At 51.5% G+C, this 14,376-nt stretch carries 10 protein-coding genes; 7 read left to right on the top strand and 3 right to left on the bottom strand.

The genetic code is table 11. The features are described from left to right. Positions 1-54 precede the first annotated feature (54 nt). Positions 55-1,356, top strand: coding sequence for a two-component system sensor histidine kinase RstB (rstB, locus tag QNN86_RS15665; protein WP_279276878.1), 1,302 nt, complete (start codon positions 55-57; stop codon positions 1,354-1,356). A 73-nt stretch (positions 1,357-1,429) separates the two neighbouring features. Beyond that, a complete protein-coding gene (tus, locus tag QNN86_RS15660; RefSeq protein ID WP_414211605.1) occupies positions 1,430-2,359 on the top strand; it encodes a DNA replication terminus site-binding protein in 930 nt (309 codons plus the stop codon). Here the strand turns inward: tus and fumC are convergent. Continuing rightward, complete coding sequence (fumC, locus tag QNN86_RS15655; protein WP_414211603.1) at positions 2,356-3,759, bottom strand: class II fumarate hydratase; 1,404 nt, start codon at positions 3,757-3,759, stop codon at positions 2,356-2,358. The genes tus and fumC overlap by 4 nt on opposite strands. Positions 3,760-3,901: 142 nt before the next feature. After that, entirely contained in the window at positions 3,902-5,548 is a 1,647-nt protein-coding gene (gene fumB, locus QNN86_RS15650) for a class I fumarate hydratase (protein WP_414211601.1), read from the bottom strand. Positions 5,549-5,811: 263 nt separating this feature from the next. Between fumB and manA the strand changes: the two genes are divergently transcribed. Beyond that, the gene (manA, locus tag QNN86_RS15645; RefSeq protein ID WP_414211599.1) at positions 5,812-6,987 is read left to right on the top strand and encodes a mannose-6-phosphate isomerase; all 1,176 of its coding nucleotides are present in this window, start codon (positions 5,812-5,814) and stop codon (positions 6,985-6,987) included. A gap of 107 nt (positions 6,988-7,094) precedes the next feature. Beyond that, positions 7,095-8,603 (top strand): YdgA family protein, encoded by a 1,509-nt coding sequence (locus QNN86_RS15640; RefSeq protein WP_117343123.1) that lies wholly within the window; start codon positions 7,095-7,097, stop codon positions 8,601-8,603. A 68-nt stretch (positions 8,604-8,671) separates the two neighbouring features. Here QNN86_RS15640 and QNN86_RS15635 read toward each other — a convergent pair whose 3' ends face one another. After that, positions 8,672-9,700 (bottom strand): Mal regulon transcriptional regulator MalI, encoded by a 1,029-nt coding sequence (locus tag QNN86_RS15635; RefSeq protein WP_117343075.1) that lies wholly within the window; start codon positions 9,698-9,700, stop codon positions 8,672-8,674. 170 nt (positions 9,701-9,870) lie between these two features. Here QNN86_RS15635 and malX point away from each other — a divergent pair, with 170 nt between their 5' ends. The 3 genes from malX to QNN86_RS15620 all read left to right on the top strand — a co-directional run bounded on the left by malX (position 9,871) and on the right by QNN86_RS15620 (position 14,250). Continuing rightward, a complete protein-coding gene (gene malX, locus QNN86_RS15630; RefSeq protein ID WP_096757126.1) occupies positions 9,871-11,463 on the top strand; it encodes a maltose/glucose-specific PTS transporter subunit IIBC in 1,593 nt (530 codons plus the stop codon). A gap of 10 nt (positions 11,464-11,473) precedes the next feature. Further along, positions 11,474-12,646, top strand: a complete 1,173-nt coding sequence (locus QNN86_RS15625; protein WP_182269864.1) for a MalY/PatB family protein — start codon at positions 11,474-11,476, stop codon at positions 12,644-12,646. Positions 12,647-12,861: 215 nt separating this feature from the next. Next, positions 12,862-14,250, top strand: coding sequence for a GGDEF domain-containing protein (locus tag QNN86_RS15620; RefSeq protein WP_181619365.1), 1,389 nt, complete (start codon positions 12,862-12,864; stop codon positions 14,248-14,250). The last annotated feature ends 126 nt before the right edge of the window (positions 14,251-14,376 follow it).

Here is a 14,376-nt window from a genome sequence, read left to right as displayed (position 1 = left end):
GCCCTCGGAGGAAAACGCGTACTAATTAACATATTGAAATTCCGGTGGTATTTCATGAAAAAACTGTTTGTGCAGTTTTACCTGTTGCTGTTCGTCTGCTTTCTGGTGATGACCCTGTTGGTCGGCCTGGTATATAAATTCACCGCAGAACGCGCAGGCAGGCAGTCACTCGATGACTTAATGAAGAGTTCATTATATTTAATGCGTAGTGAACTTCGCGAGATCCCACCACGAGACTGGGGTAAGACCCTGAAAGAGATGGATTTAAACCTCTCTTTTGATCTGCGCGTGGAACCGCTGAACAAATACCATCTGGATGCTCCCACCCAGCAGCGCCTGCGTGAAGGTGATATTGTGGCGCTCGACGATCAGTACACCTTTATTCAACGTATTCCACGCAGCCATTATGTCCTTGCCGTTGGCCCGGTGCCCTATCTCTATTTTCTGCATCAAATGCGCTTGCTGGACGTTGCATTGATGGCGTTCATTGCCATCTCGTTGGCCTTCCCTGTGTTTATCTGGATGCGGCCGCACTGGCAGGAGATGCTCCGGCTGGAGGCAGCTGCACAACGTTTTGGCGAAGGCCACCTGAGCGAGCGACTGCATTTTGACAGCGGCTCCAGTTTTGAGCGACTCGGCGTGGCGTTTAACCAAATGGCGGATAATATCAATGCGCTGATCGCCAGTAAAAAGCAGCTGATTGATGGTATCGCCCACGAACTGCGCACGCCGCTGGTCCGTTTACGTTACCGGCTGGAGATGAGCGATAACCTCACCGGGCAGGAATCCCAGGCACTGAATCGCGATATTAGTCAACTGGAAGCGCTGATTGAAGAATTGCTCACCTACGCGCGACTCGACAGACCGCAGAATGAGTTAAACCTCACGGAGCCGAACCTGCCCGCATGGCTCACAACCCATCTGGACGATGTGCAAAGCGTAAATCCTGAACGCTCGGTGCGCCTGCGCCATCTAGCCACCGGCGATTACGGTGCGCTGGATATGCGCCTGATGGAGCGCGTCCTGGATAATTTACTCAACAACGCCCTACGCTACTGCCAGTCTACGGTTAACGCCAGCCTGCTGCTACAGGGTAATCAGGCGATGCTGATCGTCGAAGACGATGGCCCCGGCATTCCACTTGACGCCCGCGCACAAGTTTTTGAACCGTTTGTGCGCCTCGACCCCAGCCGAGACCGGGCCACCGGCGGCTGCGGACTCGGACTCGCTATCGTCCACTCAATTGCGTTGGCCATGGGCGGGACGGTGATGTGTGACGAAAGCGAACTGGGTGGCGCACGTTTCACCTTTAGCTGGCCCGTCTGGCATAACATTCCTGAATTTTCCGCTGCCTGACCCCTACAGCTCGGTGGTCAGGTTACGTTGTCTGTGTTATAAAAAAGTATGTTGTAACTAAAATGGTAACCCTATGGCCCGTTACGATCTCGTTGAACGTCTGAACAGCACTTTTCGCCAGATGGAACAGGAACTGGCGCAACTCACTGAAAGCCTGCAGCAGCACACGCTGCTGATTGCCCGCGTGTTCTCCTTGCCGGAAATAGCAAAAGAGTCGGAGCACGCCCCACTGGAGGCCATCGACGTTAAACAACATTTAGGTAAAGAGGCTGAAAATCTGGCACTGCGCCACTACCGCCACCTGTTTATTCAGCAGCAGTCCGAGAATCGTAGCAGTAAAGCCGCCGTGCGCCTGCCCGGCGTACTGTGCTATCAGGTCGACAGCCCTTCTCAGGCGACGCTGGAAGCGCAAATCCAGCGAATCAACCAGCTGAAAACAACCTTTGAACATATTGTGACGGTAGATTCAGGGCTACCGCCCGCCGCACGTTTCGAATGGGTGCATCGCCATTTACCTGGGCTTATCACCCTCAATGCTTATCGTACGCTGACGGTGGTCAGAGAACCTGCCACCCTGCGATTCGGTTGGGCCAATAAGCATATTATTAAAAATTTGAAACGTGATGAGGTGCTGGAACAGCTGGAAAAGAGCCTGAATTCACCGCGCAGTGTACATCCGTGGACGCGTGAAGAGTGGCAGGCTCGACTGGAGCGCGAGTATCAGGACATCGCTGCCCTGCCGCAACAGGCGAAACTGAAAATCAAAAGACCGGTGAAAGTCCAGCCCATCGCCCGCGTCTGGTACAAAGGGCAGCAAAAACAGGTGCAATATGCATGTCCGACACCACTGATTGCATTGATTAATAACGATAATGGTATGAGTGTACCGGACATCGGCGAGTTGCTGAATTACGATGCCGACAACGTACAGCACCGCTTTAAACCACAGGCGCAGCCGCTAAGACTGATTATTCCCCGACTGCACCTGTATGTGGCGGATTAACGTCCCGGCCGCATGCTGCCGACCATCAGTTCCGGACGTACCCAACTGTCGAACTCCGCTTCGCTCAGGTAGCCCAGCGCCAGCGCGGAGGCTTTTAGCGTCAGCCCCTCTTTGTGGGCCTTTTTAGCAATTTCCGCCGCTTTATCGTACCCGATATGGGTATTCAGCGCGGTCACCAGCATCAGGGATTCGTTGAGCAACTGGTCTATCCGCTCGCGGTTGGGCTCAATGCCTGTCGCGCAGTGCGCATTAAAACTTTCCATGCCATCTGCCAGCAAGCGAACCGATTGCAAGAAGTTGTGAATGACCATCGGTCGGTAGACGTTAAGCTCAAAATTACCAGAGGCCCCGCCAATGTTGATAGCCACATCGTTGCCCATTACCTGACAGCACAGCATGGTTAAGGCTTCACATTGTGTGGGGTTGACCTTACCGGGCATGATGGAGCTGCCGGGCTCGTTTTCAGGAATCGCTATTTCGCCGATACCACAGCGCGGACCCGATGCCAGCCAACGTACATCGTTGGCAATTTTCATTAATGATGCCGCCAGACCTTTCAACGCGCCGTGAGCGTGGACCAGCGCATCGCAGGTGGCCAGCGCTTCAAATTTATTCGGCGCGGTAACAAACGGAGCGCAGGTGATCACTCTCAGTTCATCCGCAACCCGGCGAGCATATTCCGGATGTGTATTCAGCCCTGTGCCAACGGCCGTTCCACCCAAAGCCAGTTCGGCCACATGCGGCAGGCTGTTTTCAATGTGCTTCAGGTTATGTTCCAGCATCGCCACCCAGCCAGAAATCTCCTGGCCCAGCGTCAACGGCGTGGCATCCTGCAGATGCGTACGACCAATTTTGACAATATCCGCAAAGGCGTGGGATTTATCGCTGAGGGTTTTAATCAATACATTCAATTGTGGGACCAGTGACTTACGCAGAGCCAGCAGTGCGGCAACGTGCATCGCCGTGGGAAACACGTCATTTGAACTTTGGCTTTTATTGACGTCATCGTTGGGGTGTATTTTACGATCCATCCCCCGCACACCGCCCAGCAGTTCGCTGGCCCGGTTCGCCAGTACCTCGTTCATGTTCATATTGCTTTGCGTACCGGAACCGGTCTGCCAGATAGCCAGCGGAAACTCGTCAGCGTGTTTATCAGCCAGCACTTCATCTGCCGCCTGCATGATAGCGTTCGCTTTTTCTGCCGCCAGCAGCCCGAGGTCCTGATTTACCTTCGCGGCAGCACGTTTAGTGAGCGCCAGCGCGTGGATCAGCGAGACCGGCATTTTCTCCGTAGAGATACGAAAATGCTCCAGCGATCGTTGGGTTTGTGCGCCCCAGAGTTTATCGGCCGGAACCTCAATCGCCCCCATTGAATCATTTTCGCGGCGTACCGTTACCATGACCTGCTCCTTATATTAACAATTGATTAGGTTATGTTTCGACATTGCCCAGTCGCTATTGGTCTTATGAGTATTGACGAGGATGAAACCCTCGTTTGGTGGTTCGTGCGGTAAAAAAAACCGCCCCGAGGGGCGGCTGACGTTACTTAACGCAGCGTGCGCACTGCGACGTCTGAATCTGTTGGAAGAAATCGTTACCTTTGTCATCCACCAGGATAAACGCCGGGAAATCTTCCACTTCAATTTTCCAGATGGCTTCCATCCCCAGTTCCGGGTATTCCACACATTCCAGACTTTTGATACTGCCTTGCGCCAGCACTGCCGCAGGACCGCCGATACTACCTAAATAGAAGCCACCGTGTTTATGGCAGGCGTCAGTAACCTGCTGGCTGCGGTTGCCTTTTGCCAGCATGATCATGCTGCCACCCGCAGACTGCAGCTGATCAACGTATGAATCCATGCGCCCAGCGGTAGTTGGGCCCAGCGAACCCGAAGCATAACCTTCCGGCGTTTTCGCCGGACCGGCGTAATAGATAGGGTGATCTTTAACATACTGCGGCAAACTTTCGCCGTTATCCAGACGCTCTTTCAGTTTTGCATGCGCAATATCACGTCCGACGATGATTGTGCCATTCAGTGACAGACGCGTGGAGACAGGATACTGCGACAACTGTGCCAGGATCTCTTTCATCGGGCGGTTAAGATCGACGCGCACCGCTTCGCCTTCACCGGCCTGACGCAATTCTTCCGGGATGTACTTGCCGGGATTATTTTCCAGCTTCTCTATCCAGATCCCTTTACGGTTGATCTTGGCTTTGATATTACGATCCGCTGAACAGGAGACGCCCATGCCAACCGGGCATGACGCACCGTGGCGCGGCAGGCGGATCACGCGAATATCGTGGGCGAAGTATTTCCCGCCGAACTGCGCGCCCAGTCCAAGGTTTTGCGCTTCAATCAACAGCTCTTTTTCCAGCTCGACATCGCGGAACGCCTGACCATGCTCATTACCTTCAGTCGGCAATTCATCATAATATTTTGCCGACGCCAGCTTAACGGTTTTCAACGTGGCTTCTGCCGATGTTCCACCAATCACAAAAGCAATGTGATACGGCGGACAGGCTGCGGTTCCCAGCGTACGCATTTTCTCGACCAGATAATTTTTCAATTTACCCGGCGTGAGCAGCGCTTTGGTTTCCTGATACAGATAGGTTTTATTCGCCGATCCCCCGCCTTTAGCGATGCAGAGGAATTTGTACTCGTCACCGTCCACGGTATACAGGTCTATCTGCGCAGGCAGGTTGGTTCCGGTGTTCACCTCGTTATACATATCCAGCGCGGCGTTTTGCGAATAGCGCAGGTTATCTTCGATATAAGTGTTATACACCCCACGCGCCAGAGCGGCTTCATCACCCCCGCCGGTCCAGACACGTTGCCCTTTTTTACCGACAATAATCGCCGTACCGGTGTCCTGGCAGGTCGGTAACACGCCTTTCGCCGCGATGTCGGAGTTACGCAGGAATTGCAGAGCCACATATTTGTCATTCTCGCTGGCATCCGGGTCGCGAAGAATATCCGCAACCTGCTGCTGATGCGCCGGACGCAGCATAAATGAGGCATCATGAAATGCCTGGCGGGCAAGGAGGGTTAAGGCTTGCGGATCAACTTTAATGATTTCGTGGCCTTCAAATTCGGTAACGGAAACATGGTCGCTGGTCAACAGATAGTATTCGGTATCATCCTTTTTGAGGGGGAAAGGATGCTGATAATGAAAGGGTTTGTTTGACATTGTGCTCTCACTTACTGCTCGGTCTGGTTATTCTCTGGGCAGATGTTCCATTGCCCTGCTTCCCTGTCGCGGGTCCGGTTGTGCCAGCAACGGCCTTTGTGCAACCAGAATTGCTCAGGGTATTAAAAGCGAGTCACCATATCCTACACAATTTTTTAACAAAAACTGAGACAAGTACGACTTTTTACATGCGCAGGTTACTTCCCCGTGGGTTTCTTGGTTTAATAGTCAGAGATAATTCCACATTGAAACAGGGCTTGATAATGCAAAAACTCATCAACTCAGTGCAGAACTATGCCTGGGGAAGCAAAACTGCCTTAACGGAACTTTATGGCATTGAAAATCCGACCCAGCAACCGATGGCTGAGCTGTGGATGGGCGCCCATCCGAAAAGCAGTTCTCGAGTTCAGAACGCCGACGGCCAGACGGTTTCCCTGCGTGACGTGATCGAGCACGATAAGTCAGCACTGTTAAGTGATGCCGTAGCACAACGCTTTGGTGAACTGCCTTTCCTGTTTAAAGTGCTCTGCGCTGCCCAGCCTCTTTCGATTCAGGTCCACCCGAACAAACACAATTCTGAGGTTGGCTTTGCCAAAGAAAACGCCGCCGGGATCCCAATGGACGCCGCCGAGCGTAATTACAAAGATCCTAACCACAAACCCGAACTGGTGTTTGCCCTGACGCCTTTCCTGGCGATGAATGCGTTTCGCGAGTTCTCCGAGATTGTGGCACTGCTACAGCCAGTGTCTGGTGCGCATCCGGCCATCGCTCACTTCCTGCAGGAACCCAACGCCGAGCGTCTGAGCCACCTTTTCGCCAGCTTGTTGAATATGCAGGGCGAAGAGAAATCGCGTGCGCTGGCCGTATTGAAATCTGCCCTTAACAGCCAACAGGGTGAGCCGTGGCAAACTATCCGTCTGATAGCGGATGTCTATCCGGATGATAGCGGCCTGTTCTCTCCGCTGCTGCTCAATGTGGTGAAGCTCAATCCAGGCGAGGCGATGTTCTTGTTTGCCGAAACCCCGCACGCCTACTTGCAAGGTGTGGCGCTCGAGGTCATGGCCAACTCCGATAACGTACTGCGCGCCGGACTGACGCCGAAATACATCGATATTCCAGAACTGGTCGCAAACGTTCAGTTTGTCGCTAAACCGGCGAATCAACTGCTGACAACCCCAGTCAAAACAGAGAGTGAACTGGATTTCCCAATCCCGGTTGACGATTTCGCGTTCTCCCTACATGAACTGTCTGCCCGTGAAGCCACTATCAGCCAGCACAGCGCCGCCATTTTGTTCTGCGTTGAGGGCGAAGCCGTGCTGAGCAAGGGTGAGCAACGTCTGGTCCTGAAAGCAGGCGAATCAGCCTTTATCAGCGCCAATGAGTCGCCGGTGAACGTCAGCGGCACCGGTCGTTTAGCGCGGGTTTATAACAAGCTGTAGCAAGATACTGATATTTTTAACAACTCTTGCTAAGCTAGTAGTGAGTTAAAGACATGTCACCCCTCCAGGCGTCTTCAAACGCCTGGATTTATTTTATGGATATCGAAATGAAAAAAACGCTGGTAGCTGCGGGTGTGGTGGTTGCACTGGGAATCGTCTGGACGGGCGGCGCCTGGTTCACGGGGAAGAAACTGGAAACCCATCTTGCTGAGATGGTGACGCAGGCAAACGATCAGCTCAAACGCCTCTCGCCCGAGGCAGGCATTGAGCTGAGTTATGAGAACTACCAGCGCGGCGTGTTCAGCAGCCAGCTGCAACTGGTGGTGAAACCTGTTGCCGGTCAGGAAAATGCCTGGCTGAAGCCAGGGCAAAGCATCATTTTGGATGAATCCGTCGATCATGGCCCTTTCCCGCTAGCCCAGCTTAAGTCATTCAACCTGGTACCCGCGATGGCCGCAGTCAAAACCACGCTGGTGAATAATGACGTCACCAAACCGTTATTTGACATTGCCAAGGGTGAGTCACCTTTCATCATCAATTCCCGCGTGGGCTATAGCGGCGATACCCGCTCTGACATATCTCTCAAGCCGCTGAGTTACGAAAAAGGCGATGAGAAAGTAGCCTTTAGCGGAGGCGAATTCCAGCTCAGCGCCGACAAAGACGGTAACGCGGTTTCCCTGACCGGTGAAGCGCAAAGCGGCGTGGTCAATGCGGTTAACGAGTACGACCAAAAAGTACAAGTTACCTTTAATAATCTGAAGACGGATGGCTCAAGCTCGGTTGCCAGCTTTGGTGAGCGTATTGGCGATCAGAAATTGTCCCTTGATAAGTTGTCTATTTCCGTCGAAGGCAAAGAGCTGGCGGTGCTGGAAGGCATGGGCATCGACGGTAAATCAGACCTGGTTAACGAGGGTAAAACCGTCAACAGCCAGCTGGATTACACGATCAACAGCCTGAAATTGCAGGGTCAAGATTTGGGTAGCGGTAAGCTGACGCTGAAAGTAGGCCAGATTGATGGCGAAGCATTACATCAGTTCAGCCAGCAGTATAGTGCCCAAACCAAAGCATTGATGTCACAGATTGACGTAGTGCAAAACCCGGAACTGTATCAGCAGAAAGTGACCGAAGCGTTCTTCAGCGCTCTGCCTATTCTGATGAAGGGTGAGCCGGTTATTACCGTTGCGCCACTGAGCTGGAAAAATGCCAAGGGTGAGACCAGCTTTAATCTGTCCCTGTTCCTGAAAGACCCGAATGCGAACCAGGAAGAACCAAAAACGCTGGCCCAGGAAGTGGATCGCTCAGTGAAATCACTGGACGCAAAGCTGGCGATCCCGATGGATATGGCAACTGAGTTCATGACCCAGATTGCCAAACTGGAAGGATATCAGCAGGAAGAAGCGGCAGGTATGGCGAAACAGCAGGTCAATGGTCTTGCTGCGATGGGTCAAATGTTCCGCATCACGACGGTACAGGACAACACCATCGGCTCCAGCCTGCAGTACGCAAACGGTCAGGTGACGCTCAACGGCCAAAAAATGCCGCTGGATGAGTTTGTCGGCATGTTTGGTATGCCAACACTTTCCGCACCAGATGCCCCGGCCATGCCGCAGCCGTAATTTCCATCTGCGTGATGTCCGCCACAGCCCGATAAAGCGATTTATCGGGCTTTTTTACCTCTGGCGCATTACTTTTGCGTCACCAGTCTGGCGGATAACGTCAGATTGCGCGAATGCCCCTCATCACTGCTGATTCGCTGGAGTACGCGTTCAGCCAGTGTATATCCCATTTCACGCGCAGGCGTGCTGGCCCAAATAATCGGTAAATCATCCAGAGCGTTCTCTGCCACATCGGCAAAGGCGGCTAGCGAGATCTGCTGTTCAAAATAACGGTCAACGCCAATTTCACCACTCTGTCGCCCTGCTTTCATCAGGCCAAACCAAGCCCCAACGGCGATAGTTTCGTTATAGCACACCACCGCACTGATGGTCGGGTTATGCCGTAGTAGCGCCGTCACGGCGTCTGCGGCCTGCTTCTGGCTTGAGGCGCACTCCAGTACCCAATCGCTGTGAAAAGGCAGTCCAAATTTAAGCAGCGTGGCGCAATATCCCCCCACGCGTTCTGCACGGGTCAGAGAGGAGCTCTGTCCCCCTAACCAGGCGATTCGTTGATGACCATGCCCGACAAGATGCTCAACTAACAGCTGCGCAGCCTGCATATTGTCGGGTCTGACGGTGTCAGCATCATCCAGATAGCTGGCGCGTGAAGCAAACACTACCGGAATACCTTTTTCACCGGCCAACTGCCGTAACGCGTCGCTGCTGCCTGCGGCTCCGGCGATCACCACCCCGTCAACACCCTGATTGAGTAACATCGAGAAACGCTGGGCCAGCTGTTCGCCGTCCTTACCGCCATGCAGTAAAAATACCATCCGCCCCTGAGCTTCTAAGGCTTCCGTCAGTCCTGCCGTCAGTTCGGCATAAAACGGCGTCGAGAGATCGCGAACGATTAACCCAATAACCCCACTCTGCCCGCCACGCAGCGCCGATGCCTGGCGGTTACGTACGAACCCCAGTTGTTCGATGGCAGCATTGACCCGTTCTCCGGTCGCTGATGAGATACGCCCTTTGCCGCTAAGAACCAATGAGACGGTACTGACTGAGACACCGGCCGCCAGCGCTACATCATGAATGGTTATTTTTTTGGCTATAGCCATAAAACCAGAAAGCTCCCTGATAACGTGATGGATAAAACGTTTTATCAATCATCCGTATTTATACGCCCTATTATCCTTCGATAATGTGATTTGTAACGCACTAAAATTAGGTAAAACGTTTTATCTTCTCGCCATCATTCGTTGGTCGATTTTTTACAAGGAGTCGTTAGATGACGACGAGAACCACACCAAAAGTCACGTTATGGGAATTTTTCCAGCAGTTGGGCAAAACCTTTATGTTGCCCGTAGCACTGCTCTCGTTTTGCGGGATCATGCTGGGGATCGGCAGCTCATTAAGCAGCCATGATGTCATTACACTGATCCCCGCGTTGGGGAACCCGATGTTGCAGGCGCTGTTTACCTGGATGAGCAAAGTCGGATCCTTCGCATTTAGTTTTCTGCCGGTGATGTTTTGTATCGCTATCCCGCTTGGCCTGGCGCGCGAAAACAAAGGCGTTGCGGCCTTTGCCGGTTTTGTCGGCTATGCGGTAATGAACCTGGCCGTCAACTTTTGGTTAACGGCCAAAGGTATTTTACCTACCACTGACGCAGCGATCCTCAAAGCCAACAACGTGCAAAATATTCTGGGGATCCAGTCGATCGATACCGGGATCCTCGGTGCGGTAATCGCCGGGATCATTGTCTGGATGCTGCATGAGCGTTTCCACAACATTCGTCTGCCGGATGCGCTGGCGTTCTTCGGTGGTACCCGTTTTGTACCGATCATCTCGTCGGTCGTGATGGGACTGGTCGGGCTGGTCATTCCGCTGATTTGGCCGTTCTTCGCCATGGGTATCACTGGCTTGGGTAACATCATCAATAGCGCCGGTGATTTTGGTCCGATGCTGTTTGGTACCGGTGAACGTCTGCTGTTGCCGTTTGGCCTGCATCACATTCTGGTGGCCTTAATTCGCTTCACTGAAGCTGGCGGTACGCAGGAGGTGTGTGGTCATAGCGTTAGCGGCGCGCTGACTATTTTCCAGGCCCAATTGAGCTGCCCTACCACTCAGGGCTTCTCTGAAAGTGCCACGCGTTTCCTGTCCCAGGGCAAAATGCCGGCGTTCCTCGGCGGTTTACCGGGCGCTGCGTTAGCGATGTACCACTGTGCTCGCCCTGAAAATCGTCACAAAATTAAGGGATTATTAATCTCCGGCCTGATCGCCTGCGTGATTGGCGGTACCACCGAACCTCTGGAGTTCTTATTCCTGTTCGTCGCACCAGTGCTGTACGTAATTCACGCACTGTTGACCGGACTGGGCTTCACTATCATGGCTGTGCTTGGCGTCACTATCGGCAATACCGATGGCAACCTGATTGACTTCGTGGTGTTTGGCATCCTGCACGGGTTGTCCACCAAGTGGTATCTGGTACCGGTTGTCGCTGCTATCTGGTTCGCGGTGTACTACGTCATCTTCCGCTTCGCCATCACCCGCTTTAATCTTAAAACACCGGGTCGTGATGTCGAAATTGCCAGCAATATTGAGAAAGTCATGGCAGGAACGCCGGGCAAATCAGGCTATAACGTCCCGGCTATTCTGGCGGCGCTGGGTGGCGCTGAGAATATCGTCAGCCTGGATAATTGCATTACCCGCTTGCGTCTTTCCGTGAAAGATATGTCGCTTGTGAACGTGCAGGCACTGAAGGACAATCGCGCGATTGGTGTCGTTCAACTCAATCAGCATAACTTGCAGGTCGTCATCGGTCCGCAGGTCCAGTCGGTGAAGGACGAAATGACGGTTCTGATGAATACCGTACAGGCATAAGGGCAACAATATGTTTGATTTCTCAACTGAAGTGGACAGGCACGGTACCTGGTGCACCCAATGGGATTATGTCGCCGACCGGTTTGGTTCAGCCGACCTGCTACCATTCACCATCTCAGATATGGATTTTGCCACCGCACCATGCATTCTCCAGGCGCTGACGCAGCGCCTGTCACACGGTGTGTTGGGCTACAGTCGCTGGAAAAATGATGATTTTTTGGCGGCAATTAGCCACTGGTTCCTGACCCGCCATAACACCCAAATCGATCCGCAATCTGTAGTTTATGGCCCCTCCGTCATCTATATGGTGTCGGAGCTGATCCGCCAGTGGTCATCAACGGGTGACGCGGTGGTTATCCATACTCCGGCGTATGATGCGTTTTATAAAGCCATTGAGGGCAACCAGCGCACGGTGCTTCCTGTTGAACTGGAGAAACGTGCGCACGGTTGGTATTGCGATATGGCTAAGCTGGAAGAAGCCCTCTCGCGGCCTGAAAGCAAAATTCTTCTGCTCTGTAGTCCGCAGAATCCGACAGGCAAGGTCTGGACCCGAGATGAACTGGAAACCATGGCCAGCATGTGTCAACGGCACGGCGTGAAGGTCATTTCCGACGAGATTCATATGGACATGGTATGGGATCAACAACCTCATATCCCATGGAGTCAGGTTGCTCGAGGCGACTGGGCGCTGCTCACATCCGGTTCCAAGAGTTTTAATATTCCGGCGTTAACCGGGGCTTACGGGATCGTTGAAGACGCCGATAGCCGTAACCACTACCTTGCGGCGCTAAAAGGCCGAGATGGCCTTTCCTCACCTGCCGTACTGGCGCTTACCGCGCATATTGCTGCTTATCAGCACGGCGCCCCGTGGTTGGATGCGTTACGCGATTATCTGGCCGCTAATCTGCACTATGTCGCACATGAGCTTAATGCTGCGTTCCCTGAGTTAAACTGGCAGATCCCACAATCAACTTATCTGGCATGGATTGACCTGCGTCCGCTCAATATTGATGATCATGCGTTGCAGGATGTACTCATCCATCAGCAAAAAGTCGCGATCATGCCGGGATATACCTATGGTGAAGAAGGTCGCGGTTTTGTCCGTCTGAATGCCGGATGTCCGCGTGCAAAACTGGAAAAAGGTGTGAATGGGTTAATAAACGCTATTCGTTCACTACGCTGACTTTACTTGCGCAATACGTCCTGTATTGCGCAAACCTCATGCTCCTGAAAAAAATGCGTGATATCAGTTTTAAAATTTTGTACTGATGAAGCATTAATTCGATATAAATCTTGTTATCAGTTTGTTTAATAAAATAAATAGCAGTTAAAATCAAAAAAACCTGATACAAACAGGGCAGAATGTTCGCAATATAACGCCACTTTAGACGTATAAAAATGAACACCCCACCAGCGCCCCTTCACAAAAATAATTTAACACTTCTCTTACTTTTCTCTTTAGCCGTACTTCTATTTTTTTTGTTTATTCCTTTAAGCAACAAACACTATAATCTCTCCGTTTACCCGGTGATTGCCACCTTTGCGGGAGCGCTACATATCCAGATCGGCTGCTTCATGACAATGAATTATATCAGCAACCGTAAAAAAACATTTTTGCTACCATTAGCCTGCGCATTTCACTGCTCCGGTATCTTTTTATTTATTGCTCTGTATCTATTCTTTAACGAGACGACGCCTACAAGTGTTATTTATAATGACATAGCAGTTCTTTACTCGCTAAGAAACATACTCATTGCGGGCCTTTTTTTTGCCACTTACTATTTATATGCACGTAGAGACAAACCACACCATATCTGTAATGCAACGATACATTTTACTTTGATTTGGAGTGTTATTCATGTGACGGTTGCTGTGCTCTATTCAACCGAACTATTGCCCCATAGTCTGCTACTGGTAAATCCTAAAAACAATGCCTGGCTTAGGCCATGGAGCGGTCTTTTTAGCTATTTTTTTATCATACTGTGGGCATCCATCTCTTTTATAGGTATTGTATTTACGCGACTCAAAAATCTGTTCTGGTTAAGTATGTCACTCGTCGCACTGAGCAATCTGGTGAGCATTGTTATTATGCTTAAATACGCACATATCGATTCCGCTGGATGGTACATTGCCCGTGGACTGGAGTGTTTTAGTGCCCTGGCGGTGATGATCGCTCTGATGTCAGATATCTTCCAACGATATAAAACTTCGCGCCAGGCGTATAAGTTATCGTATGAAAATTCAGTGCGCGATCCGATGACCCGTCTTTATAACCGTGGTTATTTTTATACAATGCTGAGCACTGAAATAAAAGCATCTACGGAACTCAGACCGTTAAGTATTATTTTTTGTGATATTGATTTTTTTAAGTCAGTCAATGATACCTGGGGTCATCTGCAAGGTGACCGGGTGATCATTAAACTGGCAAAACTCATGCAACAGCAGAGTCGTAGCCATGACGTCGTCGCCCGTATCGGCGGAGAGGAGTTCGCTATTTTATTGCCTGAAACCCGTGTAGATGCTGCCTATAACATCGCTGAGCGAATCAGAAAAAACGTTGAGCAACAAACGACTGCCTCAACCAACGGTGACTTTCCACGCACTATAACCATCAGTTTAGGTATTGTATCGTCTGCTGATAATGATGCCGCCGCCGAACAGCTGGCCGATTTAGCCGATCGCGCGCTGTATCAGGCGAAAAAACAAGGGCGGAACTGTGTTGTCATCCATTCCGACACAAGCGCGAATGTGATCACAGCGCCTACAATGACAATCACTGATATATAAATCGACTCAAAACATAATTAGATGAAATACCTCCAATAACCGTGTATTTGAAAGGTCTTCGTGCTTTTATTTAAGTTATTGGAGGATTTTAAATCTGTTGTATAATGCCCTGCACTTTACCTATAA

It is taken from the genome of Citrobacter sp. C348 (genome assembly GCF_047467975.1).
Taxonomy (GTDB): domain Bacteria; phylum Pseudomonadota; class Gammaproteobacteria; order Enterobacterales; family Enterobacteriaceae; genus Citrobacter; species Citrobacter gillenii.
Note: the sequence above shows the minus strand (reverse complement) of the source record. Positions and strands in the feature narration are given on the sequence as shown.